Below are 19439 nucleotides of genomic sequence, written 5' to 3'. Positions count from 1 at the left end.
AACGAAAAGGCATGGCGCCCTGCGCCGTGCCTTTTTGATGTAAGGTTAGAAGCTGATATGTTGTAATTTATGCAACATTTTAGTAGGAGGCTGGGAAGTTTGGAGTGAAATGTTGTATAAAGTGCAACAATAACGGGGCTTCAAGCGAGGTTTGCCGCGAAATGTTGTACAGAATGCAATATTTCGCTGTAACTAAGCCGTTTAGCACTTAAAATGTTGTAACAAATACAACATTTTGTAGGCACTCCCCCGAGAGCTGGACACTTTTCACCTTGTGAGCATTACGAGCCTTGCGAATCCGGGTCATTTGACGGTGCTGCCGATTTGCGGCATTATTAGAGAAGACGCATGGAGAGAAAGGTTCAGACGGGAGGAATGTCACATGCTGTCGACCGAGGAAATTGTCAAAGTGATGTCCAGCCGAGGACTGCGGATTACCGACCAACGCAAAAGCTTGGCCAAGCTGTTCGCCGAGCGGAACGGTTATTTGACCCCGAAGGACGTCTATGAATATATGGGCAAGCAGTATAGCGGCCTTAGCTTCGATACCGTATATCGTAATCTCCGGGTCATGGAGGAGCTTGGCGTGCTGGAGCAGGTCATGTTCGAGGACGGGTTGAAGTTCAAGGCGAGTTGCAGCAACGATGGCCACCATCACCATCATATGATCTGCCTGCAATGCGAGAAGACGTATCCGATCCATTTCTGTCCGATGCCGCTCACGGACGCGCCGGAGCAGTTCCAGATCGTGAAACATAAATTCGAGGTATTCGGGTATTGTAAAAACTGCCGGCCGGACGGCAAACTGCAGGATGCCGCGCCGGAGCCGAGCGGGGTGTCTTGAGATGGGCGTGGTCCGTAAAACGTTTCAGGCGCCGATCCATGTCTACCGCAAGTTTATTTCGCCGCTGAAACCGCCGACTTGTCGGTTCTATCCGACCTGCTCGGCGTATGCTTTGGAGGCGATTGAGGTGCATGGTCCGCTGAAAGGGTCCTGGCTGGCGGCCAAACGGATCGTCAAATGCCAGCCGTTCCATCCGGGCGGGTACGACCCCGTTCCGCCGAAGGCGGAGAAGAAACGCGGGGGAGAGCAGGGCACGCCGCCGCTGAACGGCGGACAAGCCTGATCGCAAATCAGGGAAAGGCCATCTCCGGCGCGGCTTGACATGGTTTGGGAATTTTTTTAATATAAAATGTAAGTTCAAAATAAAATGTGTAAGTTCAAAAAATTAGGTTTGGAGCACCGAGAAGGTTGGATGAAACTAGGGAATGAGTAGCGGAGCGTAGCTGTAAGCTACGTGAGCAACATAAGGCCCGGTTGTCTTGAACTACTTCGTGATCGAAAGATGATTTTTTGAACAACCACTAAAGTTTCCAGTGAACGGATGAGTACAGGGATAAGATCCAGCCACAGAGAGCCGGGGCAGCTGCAAACCGGTCTGGAGCGTCTTTGGAAGATGGTCCGGGAGGAACCGTTTTCGAGCCGGTCGGCGTTTCGCACAGCGCGCGGGTAAGGGAACGGCGTAGGGTCCGGCGTTAACGGAAGGTCGGTTTCGACTAGTGGAGCCCGTGGTCTGTGAAGGTGCGGGAAATTTGGGTGGTAACGCGTGAGAACTCTCTCGCCCCATGATGGGGCGGGAGTTTTTTTGTTGTATTAGTAGTTTAATTGATGGTTCGAACAGTCTTAAAGGAGATGAGGGTACAATGTCCAACAACAAACCAACGTTTTACATTACGACGCCGATCTATTATCCCAGCGATAAGCTGCATATCGGCCATGCCTACACGACGGTGGCCGGGGACGCGATGGCGCGGTACAAACGGCTGCGCGGCTTTGATGTCCGCTATTTGACGGGGACCGATGAACACGGGCAGAAGATCGAGCAGAAAGCGAAGGAAAAAGGCCAAACCCCGCAGCAATTCGTTGACGGCATCGTAGCGGGGATCAAGCAGCTTTGGGAGAAGCTGGACATTTCCTACGACGACTTTATCCGCACGACGGAACCGCGGCATAAGCTGGTCGTGGAAGAGATTTTTGACAAGCTGCTGAAGCAAGGCGACATTTACAAAGGGGAATACGAGGGCTGGTACAGCATTCCCGATGAGACCTACTACACGGAATCGCAACTGGTGGACGTGGTTCGCAACGATCAAGGCGAAGTGATCGGCGGGAAAAGCCCGGAAAGCGGCCATACCGTGGAGCTGGTGAAGGAAGAGTGTTATTTTTTCCGGATGAGCCACTATGTGGATCGCCTGCTGAAGTATTATGAAGAGAACCCGGACTTCATCCAGCCGGAATCGCGCAAAAATGAAATGATCAACAACTTCATCAAGCCGGGACTGGAAGATTTGGCCGTGTCGCGGACAACGTTCGACTGGGGCGTGAAGGTGAAGGGCGATCCGAAGCACGTCGTGTACGTATGGATCGACGCTTTGTCCAACTACATCACGGCGCTCGGTTACGGCACGGACCATCCGGAGCTGTACGAACGGTATTGGCCGGCGGATGTTCACCTGGTTGGCAAAGAGATTGTGCGTTTCCATACGATTTATTGGCCGATCATGCTGATGGCGTTGGGGCTGCCGCTGCCGAAGAAGGTGTTCGGTCACGGCTGGCTGCTGATGAAGGGCGGCAAAATGTCCAAATCGAAAGGCAACGTCATGGATCCGAACGTGCTGATCGACCGTTATGGGCTCGACGCAACGCGATATTACTTGCTGCGCGAGGTACCGTTCGGCTCGGACGGCTCGTTTACGCCGGAAAGCTTCGTACAGCGGGTCAATTCCGATCTTGCGAATGACCTGGGCAACCTCCTGAACCGGACGGTGGCGATGGTTGAGAAGTATTTTGGCGGCGAAGTTCCGGCTTATCAGCCGAACGCTACGGCGTATGACGCCGAGTTGGAGCAAGCGGCGCTGGATATGGTTCGCAAGGTGGAGGAAGTGATGGAGAACATGGAATTCTCCGTGGCGCTGACCCAGATCGGCGCGTTCATCAGCCGTACGAACAAATACATCGACGAGACGCAGCCTTGGGTGCTGGCCAAAGACGAAACGAAGCAAGGCGAGCTTGCTTCGGTGATGGCGCATCTGGCCGAGTCGTTGCGCATCGCTTCGATCCTGCTGCAGCCGTTCCTGACGCAGGCTCCGACGAAAATTTGGGCACAGCTCGGGATCGCTCCCGGGGAGCTGACGACCTGGGAGAGCACCAAGACGTTTGGCCGGATTCCGGCCGGAACGAAGCTCGCCAAAGGTGAGCCGATCTTCCCGCGGCTCGACGCGGAGCAGGAGATCGAGTTCATTTCGAACTCGATGAGCGGAGGAGCGGCGGCTACTGCCCCGACCGCGACCGCGGCTGCGACGTCCACGCCGGCACCGGCGGTGGAACAGCCGGCGCCGAAGGACGAAATCGGCATCGACGATTTCGCCAAGGTCGAGCTGCGTGTCGCGCAGGTGCTGGCCTGCGAACCGGTACCGAAGGCTGACAAACTGCTGAAGCTGCAACTGGATTTGGGCTACGAACAGCGTCAGGTCGTATCCGGCATCGCCAAGTTTTACAAGCCGGAAGAGTTGGTCGGACGCAAGGTGATTTGCGTCACCAACCTGAAGCCGGTAAAGCTGCGCGGCGAGTTGTCGCAAGGAATGATTCTGGCCGCTTCGCAAGGAGACCAGCTGACGCTGGCGACGGTGCCGGATTCGATGCCAAACGGCGCCATCGTGAAATAAGCAAAGACCGATTATTCACGAACTGCGGAACTTGCGCCGTTCATTTCCACCGCCAGGGGCACCCCCACTGGCGGTTTTGTTTGTTGTGACGCTGTGAAAGGAAGAATAATAGAGGTTGACAATCATAGAAGAATAGCCCTATAATCCTTGTTGGTAATCATTACGATTAAGAAGGGGAGAAAATGATGCTTTTACATAGAACCAAACGGGGACTTCTTCTCATTGCGGCGCTGCTTGCCGCAATGCTGGCATTGTCGGGCTGCGGAAAGAACACGGATGGCGGAAAGATCGTGGAGGGCAAGGTAAATGTAATAACCAGTTTTTATCCGATCTATGAGTTCGCCCAAGCGATCGGCGGCGAGGACGCCAACGTCATTAATCTTCTTCCGACGGGAGTCGAGCCGCATGATTGGACACCGCGCAGCCAGGATATTCTGAATGTGTCCAAAGCCCAGTTGTTTTTGTATAACGGTGCCGGGCTGGAGGGCTGGGTGCCGAACTTTCTGAAAGGCTTGGGGAGCGACGCCAAGGTCAAAACCGTGGAGGTTAGCCAGGGCATCGAGTTGATCAAAGCGAATGGCGACGACGGCCACGGTCATGGCGACGACGGCCACGGTCATGGCGACGACGGCCACGATCATGGCAACGACGGCCATGGTCATGGCGAGGAAGCGGAGCATGAAGCGGGGACGGAAGCGGACCATGAGGAGGAAACCGCCGATCATCATGTGGATCCGCACACCTGGGTAAGTCCGAAATCCGCCATCGTCATGGCGGAGAACATCAAGAACAGTTTCGTCGACGCAGACCCGGAGCATCAGGCGGCTTATGAAGCCCGTTATCAGGAGCTGCTTGGCCAACTTCAGGAATTGGACGCCAAGTTTACCGAACAATTGTCCGCGCTGCCGAACAAAGAAATCGTCGTGTCCCACCAAGCCTTCGGCTATTTGTGCCGGGATTACGGATTGTCCCAACACGCGATTATGGGGCTCTCGCCGGAAGCCGAGCCGCGGGCCCAGGATTTGGTGGCATTATCGAAGCTGGTGAAGGAAGAGGGCATCCGCTATATTTTCTTCGAGGAGCTCGTCTCGGATAAATTGGCCAAAACGCTGGCTTCCGAGGCCGGTGTGGAAACGTTGGTCTTGAATCCGGTGGAGGGGTTGACGAAATCCCAAGCGAAAGCCGGGGACAATTACTTTACGCTGATGGAGAAAAATTTGCAAAATTTGATTCAAGCTCTACAATAAAAGAAAACTATATGTACCGGAAGGACGCAAAGTGAATGAAATCCGACGCAAATACGGCACAGGATGCCGTTTGTCATGACAGTATCATCGAGCTCGATCATGTCTCCTTCGCGTACCAGGAACAAAGAGTCATCTCCGACTTCAGCTTTCGGGTCCGCGAGCGGGATTTCGTCGGAGTGATCGGTTCCAACGGCGCGGGGAAGACAACGCTGCTGCGGATGATGGTAGGCCTGTTGCCGCCGACGGAAGGACAAATCCGCTTGTTCGGCGAGCCGATCCGGCGTTTCCGCGATTGGGAGCGGATCGGCTATGTGCCGCAGAAGAACGCTTTTAACCCGCTGTTTCCGGCGACGGTCCGCGAAGTGGTGCTGTCCGGCCTATACAACAACAAGAAGCTGTTCCGCCGGATTGGCCGCGAGGAGCAGCGCAAGTGTGACGATGCGATGGAAGTCATGCGGATTGGCGAGATTCAGGACAAGCGGATCGGCCAGCTGTCGGGCGGCCAGCAGCAGCGCGTATTTTTGGCGCGGGCGATGGTCAACAAACCCGATTTGCTTATTTTGGACGAACCTACGGTCGGTATCGACGCCCAGACGCAAGCCGATTTTTTTGAATTGATCTTTCATATGCACGCCCATCATCATATGACGTTCCTGATGGTCTCCCATGATATCGGCATGATCGAAGGCAAGCTGGGTCAGGAACCCCGCGAGCATTGCGGGGCGATCAAATTTTACGTACGGCACTCGCACGAGCAGGATTGCGCGATTCCGGACCTGCAGCATTCGTTGATTTAGTCTACGCTTTCGAAGCCCTTTTTGCTTCGCAGAACTATTAGGAGTTGTTGATGTTGGAGATTTTATCCGCTGAGTTTTTTCAAAGAGCGCTGGCTGGGGGGCTGCTGATCGGGCTGACGGCGCCGCTGATCGGGATCTTTCTGGTGCTGCGCCGCCTGTCGATGATCGGGGATACGCTGGCCCATGTTACGATAGCCGGGGTGGCCTTAGGTTTTTTGATCGGCGTTTATCCCGTTGGCGTCGGTCTGGCTTTTGCCGTTGCCGCCTCTTTTGCCATAGAAAAGCTCCGCAAAGCGTATAAAGGATACGCCGAGCTGTCAATTGCCATTATCATGTCCGGCGGCGTCGCGTTGGCTTCCCTGTTCTTCACGCTAGGGATGGGTTACAATACGGATGTGGTCAGCTATCTGTTCGGCAGTATTTATACGCTGGATACGACCGATATGTACGTGGCATTTGGCGTTACCTTGGTGGTGGTGGTCATCGTTGCCGCCTTTTTCAAGGAGTTTTTCCTGCTGACCTTTGAGGAAGATGCCGCTTCGGTAAGCGGTCTTCCGGTTAAGCTGCTGAATCTTCTGCTGACGGTCATGACGGCGCTGGTGATCAGCACCGCCATCAAAATCGTTGGCGCTTTGCTGGTCTCGGCGTTGCTGACGATTCCGGCCGCCTGCAGCCTGCTGATTGCCCGAAGTTTTAAGACGTCCGTCATTTTCTCCGTCGTGATCGCCGAAATTGCGGTCGTGGCGGGACTGATCGTGGCCGGCATCTGGAATCTGGCGCCGGGCGCTACGATCGTGCTGCTGCTGATCTGCATGCTTATTCTTACCTTGCTGGGCAAGAGGGGGAGTTCCGCCTAGCCAGCAAGGATACATAGGAGGTTCATATGGCCGACATCCATCTCGGGATTGCCTTTGCCGCGGGGATCGCTTCCTTCATTTCTCCCTGCTGCCTGCCTTTATATCCGTCCTATTTGTCGTATATCACCGGGATGTCCGTCCAGCAGTTGAAGACGGAGCAAAGCAAACGGGATGTCCGGTTCCGGACGATGACGCATACGTTGGCGTTTATCCTCGGCTTCTCCGTCGTCTTCTACACGCTCGGCTTCGGCGCCGGTTTGTTTGGTGAATTTTTCAATCAATACCGCGGGTTGATTCGGCAATTGTCCGCCATTCTGATCATTTGTATGGGCTTGTTTCTGCTGGGGATTTTCCAGCCGCAGTTTCTGCTGAAGGAACGGAAAATGGACCTGAAATTCAAGCCGGCGGGATACGTCGGTTCGTTTATTTTCGGTATCGGCTTCTCGGCAGGCTGGTCGCCTTGCGTCGGTCCGATTCTGGCGGCGATCATCGCATTGGCCGTGACGGAGCCGGGAACTTGGATCGGACTCATCACCGCGTATACGCTGGGGTTTGCGTTGCCTTTTTTTGCGCTGGCTTTCTTTATCGGCTCGACGAAATGGATTCTTCGTTATTCCGCGATCATGATGAAAATCGGCGGCGCCCTGATGTTGCTGATGGGGGTGCTGCTGTTTACGAACCGTATGGCCCGTATCACGATTTGGCTGCAGCAAATTACGCCCGAATGGCTGAAGTTCTAAGAGGGGACCTCGGAAAGTGTGCCGATGTGCACTTGCCAACGGACAATCAGAACATGTATCATTAACAGAGTAATGTTAACCTGCGTACATGTTTTGTCCGCGTCAACTCATGGAAAAGAGGGAATCGATAGATGCCAACGCCCAGTATGGAGGACTATTTGGAGCGTATTTACAAACTGATCGACGAGAAAGGATACGCGCGCGTATCCGATATCGCGGAAGGTTTGGAGGTTCATCCTTCCTCCGTCACGAAAATGATTCAAAAATTGGACAAGGATGAGTATCTGATTTACGAGAAGTACCGGGGCCTTGTCCTGACCAACAAAGGGAAAAAAATCGGCAAACGGCTCGTGGACCGGCATCAACTGCTAGAGGAGTTCCTTGGCATGATCGGCGTCGACCACGAGAACATTTATAAAGACGTCGAAGGCATCGAGCATCATTTAAGCTGGGATTCCATCACGCGCATTGCAACGCTTGTGGAATATTTCAAGCGCGACGGCTCCCGGATCCGTGATTTGGAGACGGTCCATCAGGAACTGATTAACGAATCGTAGAAGAAGCATCTGTCTTTGAAGATAAGGCAGATGCTTTTTTTTGCCCCGAGAGCGCAACTCTTGGCCTCCGCCGGACGTTAAAGAGAGTAGCGCGGTTTGTCCGTACATAACGATGATGTGGAGGATTCTGATGAAATTTCGCAAATGGTTTATTCCTTTCCTCGTGTTGTTCTTCTTCTGGCCTTATTCCGGAAATTCGCCGGCAACTGCCGCATCCGACATTCGGATTATTCTCGACGGGGAGGAATTGTCCACCGATGCTTCGCCATACATGAAGCCCGGGGCGAACGTCACCATGGTACCGCTTCGGGTGATCGGCGAAAACCTGGGGGCCCAGGTTGCCTGGTCTCAAACTGATCAAACGGCGACGATTCAAAAAGACGGCAGCACCCTCGTGTTGACGCTAGGTTCTTCCGCGGTTCAAGTGGGCGGGAGCACCGTCAACCTTGAAGCTTCGGTGGAAATCAGTTCCGGCCGAACGATGGTGCCGCTTCGCTTCGTCAGCGAGCAGCTCGGGATTAACGTCGACTGGAACGGGAAGAACCGTACCATTATACTGACGAGCGGTGCCGTGAATGTTCCGTCGGATCCCGGCGCAGGCGGGGAGCTGCCGCAGGGCGATTTGCCGCGGCCGCCGGCTGCGGGCGATATGGCTAGCGGGCTGCGTGGCGTTTGGGTATCGACTGTGTCCAACCTCGATTGGCCAAGCAAAAGCTCGTATGGTAAGGTGGAGACTCAAAAAGCCGAATACGTGCAATTGCTTGACGAAGTGCAGGCGATGGGCATGAACGCGGTGTTCGTTCAGGTGCGCCCGTCCGCGGACGCGATCTATCCGTCCTCGTTGGTGCCGTGGACCTCTTATTTGACGGGAACCGCCGGCAAGGATCCAGGCTACGATCCGCTGCAGTTTCTGATCGAGGAGACGCACCGCCGCGGCATGGAGTTCCATGCCTGGTTCAATCCGTTCCGCGCCAGCACGGGCGGCGATGCCAGCAAGCTTCCGGCCAATCACGTCGCGAACGTGCACCCGGAATGGATCGTGAAGTTCGACGGCAAGCTGTACATTAATCCGGGAATTCCGGAAGCCCGCGAGCACGTCATCCAAGCGATCATGGAAGTCGTGAACGAATATGAGATCGACGGCGTTCATTTGGACGATTATTTTTATCCGACCGGGGAAACGGCCTCGAAGAAATTCGCGGATGACGCCACGTTCAAAACTTATAACGTTAAGAAAATTGCAACCAAAGGCGACTGGCGGCGCGATAACATCAATCAGTTCGTGCAGAAGCTAGGCCAAAGCGTCGGCCAAGCCAAGTCGAACGTGTCTTATGGCATCAGCCCGTACGGAGTTTGGCGGAACAAGTCGAACGATTTGACCGGCTCCGATACGAAGGCCAGTGTTACGGCATACGACAGCACTTATGCAGATGTCCGCACCTGGATAAAAAACGAATGGATCGATTACGTGGCTCCGCAGATCTATTGGAGCTTGTCGCGGAAAGAGGTCCGCTATGACCTGTTGGCCGACTGGTGGGCCGGAGAGGTTCGAGGTACCAACGTGAAGCTGTACATCGGCCATGCGCCGTATAAGCTGGGAACGCCGGAAATCGGCTGGTCCAGCGCACAGGAAATTATCGATCAGTTGGAGTACAACCGACAGGTTCCCGAAATCAGCGGCAGCATTTTCTTTAGCGCCAAGGATTTACGCAAGAACCCGCTTGGGTTGATCCCGCTGCTGCAGTCCTATTATGGGACACAACCTTGACAGGAAGGATCAAATACGGTAAATTCGTTCTCAAAATCGTTTTTTAGTATTATCGGCTGTGATCAAGGATCGAAATTGACGACCGCGTCACCAGAGAAGAGACTCGAGAGCTGGAAGGTCTCCGTCGCGACGTGAATTTTTCCCGCCTTGTGAGCTGTACAGGGAAGTTTCCTGGAGGAAAATTCAACCCGTACCGGTCCCCAACCGTTACCTTGGAACTGAGCGCCACTTGATCTTTGCAGGTGGTGGAATTAGGGTGGTACCACGACACATTCGTCCCTTGACGGATGTGTCTTTTTGTTTTTTAACGGTCTTTGCAGGACCAGGATGAAGGAGGATTCAGATATGCGCCAAAGTCAGTTATTATCCCCAACCTTACGGGAAGCTCCGTCCGATGCCGAGGCAAGCAGCCATCAATACCTGCTGCGCGGCGGCTACATTCGCCAATTGGCGGCAGGGATTTACTCCTACCTGCCCTTGGGCAGAAGAGTGTTGCATCGAATCGAACGGATTGTGCGGGAGGAGATGGACCGGGCCGGAGCCCAGGAGCTGCTGCTTCCCGCCATGCAGCCGGCGGAATTGTGGCGGAATTCCGGTCGTTATGAACGCTACGGACCGGAGTTGATCCGTTTCAAGGACCGTAATGAACGCGAATTTACTCTTGGCCCGACGCATGAAGAGGTGATCACCATGCTGCTGCGGGATGAAGTGAGTTCATACCGGAAGCTGCCCCTTGCTCTGTATCAAATTCAAACGAAATTCCGTGACGAACGACGTCCTCGGTTTGGTTTGCTGCGCGGCCGGGAGTTCCTGATGAAGGATGCCTATTCCTTCGACTCCGATTGGGCGGGCCTTGATCGGGCTTATCGGGCGATGTTTACCGCTTATGAGAGGATTTTTCGCCGCTGCGGCTTGGAATATCGGGCGGTGGAGGCCGATCCGGGAACCATCGGCGGAGAAGGGGGCACCCATGAATTCATGGCCTTAGCCGATATCGGCGAGGATCATATAGCCGTTTGCGAAGCATGCCATTACGCGGCTAATCTTGAAAAGGCGGCTTCGCCGCAACCGGGCGGAAGCCGTAAGGATCGAGCGCCGGAGCCGGAACATTTCCTCAAAACGCTGATCTACATTCCTGACGGTAAGGAACCGGTTGCGGTCGTCGTACGCGGGGATCACGATGTGAACGAGCTGAAAGTTGCCGCCTGGTTAGGGGTCGATCAGGTGAAGTTGGCCGATAGCGGGACGGTGAAGGAAGTGACCGGGGCTCCCGTCGGTTATGCCGATCCAATGGGTCTTGACATCCCGGTATTGATGGACCGGGACGCCTGGAGCCTGGCTACCGCGATCGCAGGGGCGAATGCGGCCGATAACCATATGCGCTTGGTTCGCCCGGTTCGCGATGTGCCGCAGGCGATCGTTGGCGATTTTCGGAACGTTGTAAGCGGCGACGCCTGTCCACGATGTCATGACGGAAAGCTGGAGCTGCTGCAAAGCATCGAGGTCGGTCATGTGTTTAAACTCGGAACCAAGTACAGCAAACGGCTGGGGGCGGTATTTCTGGATGCCCAAGGACGGCAGCAGCCCATGCTGATGGGCTGCTATGGAATCGGACTTTCCCGGCTGATGTCCGCGATCGCAGAGCAGCACCAGGATGATCGCGGCCTGATCTGGCCGGCGTCGGTCGCTCCCTATCAAGCGCACCTCATTCCGATATCCGCGAGGGATCCGCTGCAGATGGAGCTGGCCGCGCAGCTATACGAACAATTGACCCAAGCCGGGATCGAAGTCCTGCTGGATGACCGCGAGGAACGTCCGGGCAGCAAATTCCATGATGCGGATTTGATCGGCATACCGTATCGGGTCATCATCGGCAAATCGGCGGAACAGGGTCAGGTTGAATGGTTGGAACGGGCTGCCATGAAACGTGAGCTCGTCACAGCGGCGGAGGCGATTCGGCGTATCGTCTCTGGGCAGGTTCTTTAGGCATACGTACAACCCTTCCCGACATACATAAGCAGTAGACGGAATGCGGGTTGGGGGGAAGGCGCCTGATGCTGATGAACGGTGTGTTTGAAGGCGGCGGGGTCAAGGGGATTTCGTTGGCCGGCGCGGTCAGGGCGGCCGAGAAATACGGCGCGCGGTTTCATCGCGTGGCCGGAACCTCGTCCGGCTCGATCATCGCTTCGATGATTGCCGCAGGTTATACCGCGGACGAAATGAAAGACCTGATCTTGACCGCGTCGTTTACGAAATTTCTGAAGCGGGCGCCGATTTTTAATCTGGCCTTGATAGGACCGGCCCTGCGGGTCCTGCTTAAAAAGGGCCTGTATTCAGGCGAGGCGCTGGAGGAGTGGGTGCGCCAGATTTTGTTGGCCAAAGGCATTCGCACGTTCGGCGATCTGACGCCGGGAAAGCTGACGATTATCGCCTCGGACATCACGAGCGGCAAAATTATGATCCTGCCGGATGATTTGGACAATATCGGCATTCAACCGGCGACGTTCGAGGTGGCAAGAGCGGTTCGCATGAGCTGCAGCATCCCTTATTTCTTTGATCCGGTGCTCTTACGGCTGCCGCCGAAGCTGGCCAAAGGGAAGCCGTTCGCCGAGCAATTTCTGCATATTGTCGATGGCGGGCTGCTCAGCAATTTTCCGCTTTGGCTGTTTGACCGCGAGGAACCGCGGCACGGGGAGAGGCGCATTCCGACCGTCGGCTTTCAAATGGTCGGCAAAAACACGAATAAGCCGCATGGCATTACCGGGCCGTTTACGATGCTGCAGGCGATCGTAGAGACGATGTTGTCCGCCCATGACGAGCGGTACATCGAGCAATCCAACCGGTACCGGACCGTGAAGATCCCGACGCTTGGCATCGGTACGACGCAATTCGATATTAGCGAAGAGGAGAGCCTGCTGTTATACGAATCGGGTTTTCTGGCCGGAGACCGGTTCTTCGGCAGTTGGAACGTGCAGCTTTACGAGGATCAGTTCAAGAAGTACCAGCAAGCTTACGCCGCGCAAAAATAAACCCAAAAGGACGGTGCCGCAGTTTGCGCGGCGCCGTCCTTTTGGGATTTTTATTAATGATATTTAGGCAAATCGTCGTCGTTCTTGCCTTTGTGGCCTTCGATGACTTGAAACGGATACGCTCTGCGCTTCTCGTTGCGGGCGGGCTTGCGTTCTGCGGCCACTTTGGCCATCGTCCGCGCGGAAGGCTTGATTTTCGGCTGCGTCTTCCGGTATTTCCGCGGCGGGAATTTATACAGCAGGAAGACGATGCCGATGACGGCGACCGGAACGATGATGCTGCTCCAAGGGATTCGATGGCTGACAAAGAGACTGTCGATGATGCCGATAGCGACCAGGAGGACGATGACCCAAAACATGATGCCTTGCTTTTTCATGTTACCTCATCCTTTCAAGGGATCCAAAGTCGAACGAACGGGCGCCGGGGTGACGCCGACTTGCTCCCACTGGGCATCCAGCTCGCGCATCCGGTTAAACGACGCGATGGATACCTCGACCTGATCATCGGTCGGCTCCTTTGTCGTCAACAACTGCAGCCACAGTCCCGGATAGCCGAGGAAACGAAGGACCGGGATGTCGCGAACCGCATTGGTAAGGCGCAGCATTTCGAACGAGAGTCCGATGACCAGCGGGAGCAGCAGCACCCGGATGTAGATGCGCTCCCATAGCGAATCCCAACTGAATATAGGCAAGGAGTAAATGATGACGCCGACGATCACTGTCAGAATGATAAAGCTGCTGCCGCAGCGGTAATGAAGACGGCTGAATTTTTGCACATTGGCCGGGGTCAATTCTGCTCCGGCTTCATATGCGGAGATGACTTTATGCTCTGCCCCGTGGTATTGGAACAACCGTTTGATCACGGGTGTCTGGGACATGAGCCACAGATAGGCGAGCAACAGGATGATTTTGATAGCGCCCTCGATTAGGGAATGCAGCGTTTGGCTGGCAAAAGCGTGTTGAAACAAATATTGCTCCAAGAGCGCCGGAACCAACGTAAATATCAGCTTGCCCACGATAAAGGACAAGACCCCGACTACGGCTACTCCAAGCAGCATGGTAAGGGAAAAGCCGGACTCCTCTTTCTCCTTCTGTTTGGCGCGTTCCTCCGGATCCATCTCGTCGTCGGCCATCGCCTCTGCCGAATAGTTGAGGTGTTTGGAGCCTTTGGCGCTGGAGTCGACGATGCTGACGATTCCGCGGATCAGCGGAATTTTTCGCAGCGGTTTGATCCATTCCTTGTCTTCTTTGGGGACCTCCAAAAAGGTGATTTCCCCGGTTTTCCGCCGAACGGCGGTCACATTGACATATTTTCCACCGAACATGACGCCTTCTATAACGGCTTGGCCGCCGTAAATCGTCGGTGCGGATTGTTCAGGCAAAACTTTCACCTTCCTACAATTGATAAGTTTGGTATGGCGTAATCGGCGTGGATCAGAAGATTTGTAATGATTCCATTGTAACGGACTTTGCGGGCAAATTCTAGTTTGTTTAGTCTTTTTGGAAATGTGCATACTAATGCTCAAAAAAATGAATGAAAATATTTCTATGGAAGGGAAGGATGCGCATGAAGTCGGACAAGGAGCAATCGCGGCCAAGGATTCAGCCCTGGCAGCAACGGCGCCGGGAAAACACCAACATTTGGCTGTTCTCGCTGGAAATCGGATTTTTCGCCGGTTTGATCTGGGGAGGCGTCAAAGGGCTGTTTTTCTATATGGGCTTTACCTCGGTATTGCCCGGCTATCTGGTGGAGCCTTTTTTCAAAAATTCGTTCCTGCATAGTCAAGCCGGGTATTACGTCGGGTGGCTGTCGTTTATCGCATTGTCCCTGCTGGCGACGATCCTCTACGTGCTGGCGTTCCGTAAACTGAAGGGACCGGGACCGGGCATCCTGTACGGCATCGCGTGGTGGGGGATTTTATTCGGGATGCTGGGTCCGCTGCTTGATCTGATTCCCCCGCTGCGCGAGCTGTCGCGGACCACGATCATCAGCGAATTCTGCCTGTATCTGCTATGGGGACTGTTTATCGGCTACACCACGGCGGAGGAATATACGGACGAACGGTCGCGCGAACCGAACAAAGCCCGCGAGCAAGCGCTTCAATAAGCGTCGGGACGAAAAGATATAGCTTCTCAAGCGGCTCCCTCCTATGTTAAAATTATTTTTGGTTATTTTTCGGAAAGGGGGAGCCGCCATGTACCGCATCCTGGTGATGAACGGACCGAATTTGAACATGCTTGGCGTGCGCGAGCCCGGCGTATACGGCTCCGAGAAACTCGTCGACATCGAAGACAAACTAAAGGAACTGGCCGCGCCGATCGCGCTGGAGCTTTCCTTCTTTCAATCCAACCATGAGGGCGAGCTGATCGACCGAATTCATGCCGCCTACGGAAATACGGACGGGATTCTGCTGAATCCGGGGGCGTTGACGCATTACAGCTATGCGCTTCGGGACGCCTTGACCTCGGTGAATCTCCCCGTTGTCGAGGTCCATTTGTCCAATATCCATGCCCGCGAGGCGTTCCGTCACACTTCGGTAATCGCACCGATCGCCGTCGGACAAATCTCCGGGTTCGGAGCTTTCGGGTATGAAATGGGACTGTTGGCGCTAAAACGCCATTTGGAGCGGGGATAACGAAGTTGTGGAGTTCGGAAGTTCGGTAAGGAAGAGCGAAGTTTGCGGTTTGTGGATGCGATGCGTAACGGAACGTACAGCCTCTATTCAACCCTTTCGCGGTTATTTCCCAAAGTAACGGAACTGAGAGACCTTATTGGACTCTAATGGAAGCGAAGGGGCCGGTTTTGCTCGAAATAAGGCCCCCTAGTTCCGTTAGCCGCAGAAAACCCCCAGAAGCGGATAAATAACGTCTCTGAGTTCCGTTACAAGCAGGAGGGTGAGTGGCGGAGCGTAGCCGGAGGCTACGTGAGCAACTCAAATGTTTCCGGAGGAAACATGCTTCGGAAGCGTTCGCTTTGGACCGGCTGAATTCAGGATTCGACGCCGAAATGCTCCTTCGCTTGAGCTTCGTGATCCAAAGACGGCTTTTTGAACTACCAATTCAAATAAAGGTTCAAAAGGACGGGTGTGGAGCACCGAGAAGGTTGGATGAAGCTAGGGAGTGAGTAGCGGAGCGTAGCCGGAGGCTACGTGAGCAACGGAAGGACCGGCTGAATTCAGGATTCGACGCCGAAATGCTCCTTCGCTTGAGCTTCGTGATCCAAAGACGGCTTTTTGAACTACCAATTCAAATAAAGGTTCAAAAGGACGGGTGTGGAGCACCGAGAAGGTTGGATGAAGCTAGGGAGTGAGTAGCGGAGCGTAGCCGGAGGCTACGTGAGCAACGGAAGGACCGGCTGAATTCAAGATTCGACGCCGAAATGCTCCTTCGCTTGAGCTTCGTGATCCAAAGACGGCTTTTTGAACTACCTTATTAAAAAAGGGAGAGTTAGTTATGGCGAGTACACGTATAAACCGGCTCCGCGAAGCGATGACATCGCAGCAGATCGAAGCCGTGCTGATCACCGGAGAAGTGAACCGCCGCTATTTGACGGGATTTACGGGAAGTTCCGGCTATGTCCTGATTACGCAGCAAAAGGCTTGGCTGCTGACGGACTTCCGTTATTTGACGCAGGCGGCCGAACAGGCGCCCGGGTTCGAAATCGTGGATCATGGGGCTTCGGTCACCGGAACGATTCAAGGCCTGCTGAAACAAGAGAATTTGGATCGGCTTGGATTTGAAGAAGAGCAGATGGTGTTCGCCACTTACCGCACTTACGAGCGGGAACTAAAGCCGGCAACGCTTGTTCCGCTGAGCGGTTTGGTAGAAGAACTGCGCATGTTCAAGGACGCCGAGGAATTGGCGATCATGAAGGAAGCGGCCGAGTTGGCCGACCGGACGTTCCAGCATATGCTGGACGTGCTGAAGCCTGGAATCAGTGAGTGGGAGGCCGCGCTGGAGTTGGAAACGTTCATGCGGAAGAACGGCGCAACCGGCCCTTCGTTCGATACGATTATGGCTTCCGGGGAACGCTCCGCTTTGCCTCACGGCCGAGCAAGCGAACGCATCATGCAGGCGAACGAACTGGTAACGATGGATTTCGGCGCATTATATAATGGATATTGCTCCGATATTACGCGGACGGTGGCCTTGGGAACGCCAAGCGCCAAGCTTCGCGAAATTTACGATATCGTGCTGGAGGCCCAACTGCATACGCTGGAGTTCCTGCGTCCGGGAATGACCGGACGGGAAGCCGACGCCTTGGCGCGCGACGTGATCACCCGTTACGGCTACGGCGAACAGTTTGGCCACAGCACCGGACACGGCCTCGGCATGGAAGTGCATGAGGCGCCGCGCGTATCCAAAGCGAGCGATACCGTGTTGAAGCCGGGGATGGTCGTTACCGTGGAACCGGGCATTTACTTGCCGGGAATCGGCGGCGTTCGCATCGAAGACGATGTGGTGATCACGGAGACCGGGATGCGCCGGTTGACGGAGTCGACGAAGGACTTCATTTCGCTCGGCTAATCAAGACGAACGGTTCTCATAAGGGCGGACGCCCGGCTGTGCGTGATTTCGCAGGGACTCCAAGCGTGGGGGAACAGCAGCTTACGACGGCAGCTTGAAATTTGGGTATTTTTCAATTTTAATAGAAGTGTTAACCCACTTGAGGAGGTACTTTTGTGATTTCAGTAAACGATTTTAAAACAGGCTTGACCGTCGAGGTGGACGGCGACATTTATACGGTGCTGGAGTTCCAACACGTGAAACCGGGCAAAGGCGCGGCGTTCGTCCGCTCCAAGCTGAAAAACCTGCGTAACGGCAACACCGTGGAAAAAACGTTCCGCGCCGGTGAAACGATCGGTCGGGCGATGATTGAAAACCGCGACGTGCAATACCTGTATGCCAGCGGCCAAGAACATACGTTCATGGACAACGAAACTTACGATCAATTCACGTTGACTTCGGAACAGTTGGAATGGGAGCTGAACTTCCTGAAGGAAAACATGAATGTCAAAATCGTCAGCTACCAAGGCGAAATTCTCGGGATCAACCTGCCGAACAGCGTTGAGTTAAAAGTCATTGAAACCGAACCGGGGATCAAGGGCAACACGGCAACCGGCGCAACCAAAAACGCCAAGGTCGAAACCGGCCTGAACGTTCAAGTCCCGCTCTTCATTAATGAAGGCGACGTGCTGCTGATCGATACGCGCGAAGGCAAATACATTTCGCGGGCATAATTCCCCCTGCGGTTGTTTTGGTACAAGGCTCTGCTCCAAGCGGGGGCTTGGTCCTAAAGCGGCATCCTCCACCTGACTTGGGTGGAGGAATTTTTGTTAATATCCGCAAAAGCATTGACGAACTTCGGGTCTTTCGTATTATACTGGTTTAAAGCGTTACTGGATTCAATGGGCTGAACGCTCCGATTCGGGGCACCATTAGGGAGGGTCTGACTTGGCTTTATACGTGATGAAATTTGGAGGCAGCTCCGTAGGCGATACGGAGCGCATGCAGCGCGTCGCCCGGCGCGTTGTGGAGAAGCAGCAGGAAGGGCATCGGGTCATGGTAGTAGTCTCCGCGATGGGCGACACGACGGACGATTTGATCGATCAGGCAAAGCTGTTGAATCAGAACCCGCCTTTGCGGGAGATGGATATGTTGATGACGACCGGCGAGCAAATCTCCATCGCGCTGCTGGCGATCGCCATCGACGCGCTTGGCGCCAAAGCCGTTTCTTATACGGGCTGGCAGGCGGGCTTCCGCACGGAAGCGGAGCATGGCAAAGCCCGGATCACCGAGATTCAACCCGAACGGGTACTGAAATCGCTGGAGGAAGGCCATATCGTGATCGTTGCCGGCTTCCAAGGCATGACCCAGGATGGGGAAATCACCACGTTTGGGCGAGGCGGTTCCGACACGACGGCGGTTGCTCTGGCCGCAGCGACGGGAGCGGATTTTTGCGAGATTTACACGGACGTGGACGGGATTTATTCCACCGACCCGCGAATCGTGAAAAACGCCCGCAAGCTGAATGAAATCTCGTATGACGAGATGCTCGAGCTCGCGAATCTGGGGGCGGCGGTCCTGCATCCCCGCGCGGTGGAATACGCGAAGCACAACAAGGTCCGGCTCGTCGTTCGCTCCAGCTTTAACTATCATGAAGGTACGGTCGTGAAGGAGGAAGTCAATATGGAACAAGGTGTGGTAGTCAGCGGTATCGCTTACGATAAGAACGTGGCCCGAATCAGCATCATGGGCGTGTCGCACGTGCCCGGCGTACTGGCGAAAGTGTTCGGCTCGCTGGCCGAAGCGAAAATCGACGTGGACATCATTGTGCAAAGCGGCGTAACGGATGGCAAAGCGGACTTCTCCTTTACGGTGGCCCTGTCCGATTGCGACAAAGCGGTGAAGGTGCTGGAAGGGATCCGCAGCGAACTGCCGTACGAGCAAGTTACCTCCGAGGAAGGACTCGTGAAGGTGTCGATCGTTGGCGCCGGCATGGTCAGCCATCCGGGCGTCGCGGCACAAATGTTCGACGTGATCTCGCAACAAGGGGTCAATATCGTGATGGTTAGCACCTCGGAAATCAAAGTATCCTGCGTCATCGACGGAAGTAAGCTAAACGAGGTCGTAACCGTGCTGCATACGGCCTACGGCCTGGACGCGGAGAGCACCGCTTTTGTTGGCGGGCCGCAGGAACGCCGGTAAACCAACGGAA

Annotated in this window: 18 protein-coding genes; 16 read left to right on the top strand and 2 right to left on the bottom strand. The window is 54.7% G+C overall.

The annotated features are described in order from the left end of the window. The first annotated feature begins 382 nt into the window (after positions 1–382). The 11 genes from ACZF99_RS15580 (at position 383) to ACZF99_RS15530 (ending at position 12721) form a co-directional block, all read left to right on the top strand. Positions 383–844 (top strand): Fur family transcriptional regulator, encoded by a 462-nt coding sequence (locus ACZF99_RS15580; protein ID WP_483612765.1) that lies wholly within the window; start codon positions 383–385, stop codon positions 842–844. A gap of 1 nt (position 845) precedes the next feature. Further along, positions 846–1127 (top strand): membrane protein insertion efficiency factor YidD, encoded by a 282-nt coding sequence (gene yidD / locus ACZF99_RS15575; RefSeq protein WP_240269874.1) that lies wholly within the window; start codon positions 846–848, stop codon positions 1125–1127. Between the two features lie 577 nt (positions 1128–1704). Continuing rightward, entirely contained in the window at positions 1705–3726 is a 2022-nt protein-coding gene (gene metG, locus ACZF99_RS15570; RefSeq protein WP_483606004.1) for a methionine--tRNA ligase, read from the top strand. A gap of 185 nt (positions 3727–3911) precedes the next feature. Beyond that, positions 3912–4973, top strand: coding sequence for a metal ABC transporter solute-binding protein, Zn/Mn family (locus ACZF99_RS15565; protein WP_483606003.1), 1062 nt, complete (start codon positions 3912–3914; stop codon positions 4971–4973). Positions 4974–5008: 35 nt separating this feature from the next. Then, positions 5009–5770 carry a metal ABC transporter ATP-binding protein gene (locus ACZF99_RS15560; RefSeq protein WP_483606002.1) on the top strand — a complete coding sequence of 254 codons (762 nt, stop codon included), beginning with the start codon at positions 5009–5011 and terminating at the stop codon, positions 5768–5770. 53 nt (positions 5771–5823) lie between these two features. Next, complete coding sequence (locus tag ACZF99_RS15555; protein WP_483612763.1) at positions 5824–6627, top strand: metal ABC transporter permease; 804 nt, start codon at positions 5824–5826, stop codon at positions 6625–6627. A gap of 26 nt (positions 6628–6653) precedes the next feature. Then, entirely contained in the window at positions 6654–7367 is a 714-nt protein-coding gene (locus tag ACZF99_RS15550) for a cytochrome c biogenesis CcdA family protein (RefSeq protein ID WP_483606001.1), read from the top strand. Positions 7368–7498: 131 nt separating this feature from the next. Beyond that, on the top strand, positions 7499–7924 hold the full coding sequence (mntR, locus tag ACZF99_RS15545) for a transcriptional regulator MntR (RefSeq protein ID WP_483606000.1): 426 nt from the start codon (positions 7499–7501) through the stop codon (positions 7922–7924). Between the two features lie 130 nt (positions 7925–8054). After that, positions 8055–9692, top strand: coding sequence for a family 10 glycosylhydrolase (locus tag ACZF99_RS15540; RefSeq protein ID WP_483605999.1), 1638 nt, complete (start codon positions 8055–8057; stop codon positions 9690–9692). 345 nt (positions 9693–10037) lie between these two features. Further along, on the top strand, positions 10038–11678 hold the full coding sequence (locus ACZF99_RS15535; RefSeq protein WP_483605998.1) for a proline--tRNA ligase: 1641 nt from the start codon (positions 10038–10040) through the stop codon (positions 11676–11678). A 68-nt stretch (positions 11679–11746) separates the two neighbouring features. Further along, positions 11747–12721: a patatin-like phospholipase family protein gene (locus ACZF99_RS15530; protein WP_483605997.1), complete on the top strand. Its 975-nt coding sequence runs from the start codon at positions 11747–11749 to the stop codon at positions 12719–12721. A 53-nt stretch (positions 12722–12774) separates the two neighbouring features. On the opposite strand, the gene ACZF99_RS15525 is transcribed toward ACZF99_RS15530, so the two are convergent. Then, on the bottom strand, positions 12775–13098 hold the full coding sequence (locus ACZF99_RS15525) for a hypothetical protein (protein ID WP_483605996.1): 324 nt from the start codon (positions 13096–13098) through the stop codon (positions 12775–12777). Positions 13099–13104: 6 nt separating this feature from the next. Further along, positions 13105–14103, bottom strand: a complete 999-nt coding sequence (locus ACZF99_RS15520; protein WP_483605995.1) for a DUF1385 domain-containing protein — start codon at positions 14101–14103, stop codon at positions 13105–13107. 185 nt (positions 14104–14288) lie between these two features. Here ACZF99_RS15520 and ACZF99_RS15515 point away from each other — a divergent pair, with 185 nt between their 5' ends. From ACZF99_RS15515 to ACZF99_RS15495, 5 genes are all read left to right on the top strand, one after another. Continuing rightward, on the top strand, positions 14289–14828 hold the full coding sequence (locus tag ACZF99_RS15515) for a YqhR family membrane protein (protein WP_483605994.1): 540 nt from the start codon (positions 14289–14291) through the stop codon (positions 14826–14828). Between the two features lie 88 nt (positions 14829–14916). After that, complete coding sequence (gene aroQ, locus ACZF99_RS15510) at positions 14917–15357, top strand: type II 3-dehydroquinate dehydratase (RefSeq protein WP_483612761.1); 441 nt, start codon at positions 14917–14919, stop codon at positions 15355–15357. 817 nt (positions 15358–16174) lie between these two features. Next, positions 16175–17248, top strand: coding sequence for a M24 family metallopeptidase (locus ACZF99_RS15505; protein WP_483605993.1), 1074 nt, complete (start codon positions 16175–16177; stop codon positions 17246–17248). Positions 17249–17403: 155 nt separating this feature from the next. Continuing rightward, positions 17404–17961 (top strand): elongation factor P, encoded by a 558-nt coding sequence (efp, locus tag ACZF99_RS15500; protein WP_178022793.1) that lies wholly within the window; start codon positions 17404–17406, stop codon positions 17959–17961. Between the two features lie 214 nt (positions 17962–18175). Beyond that, positions 18176–19429 (top strand): aspartate kinase, encoded by a 1254-nt coding sequence (locus tag ACZF99_RS15495; RefSeq protein ID WP_483605992.1) that lies wholly within the window; start codon positions 18176–18178, stop codon positions 19427–19429. Positions 19430–19439 lie beyond the last annotated feature (10 nt).

It is taken from the genome of Paenibacillus sp. JL3B1040 (assembly GCF_057063165.1).
This window is presented reverse-complemented; position numbering and strand designations above follow the sequence as displayed.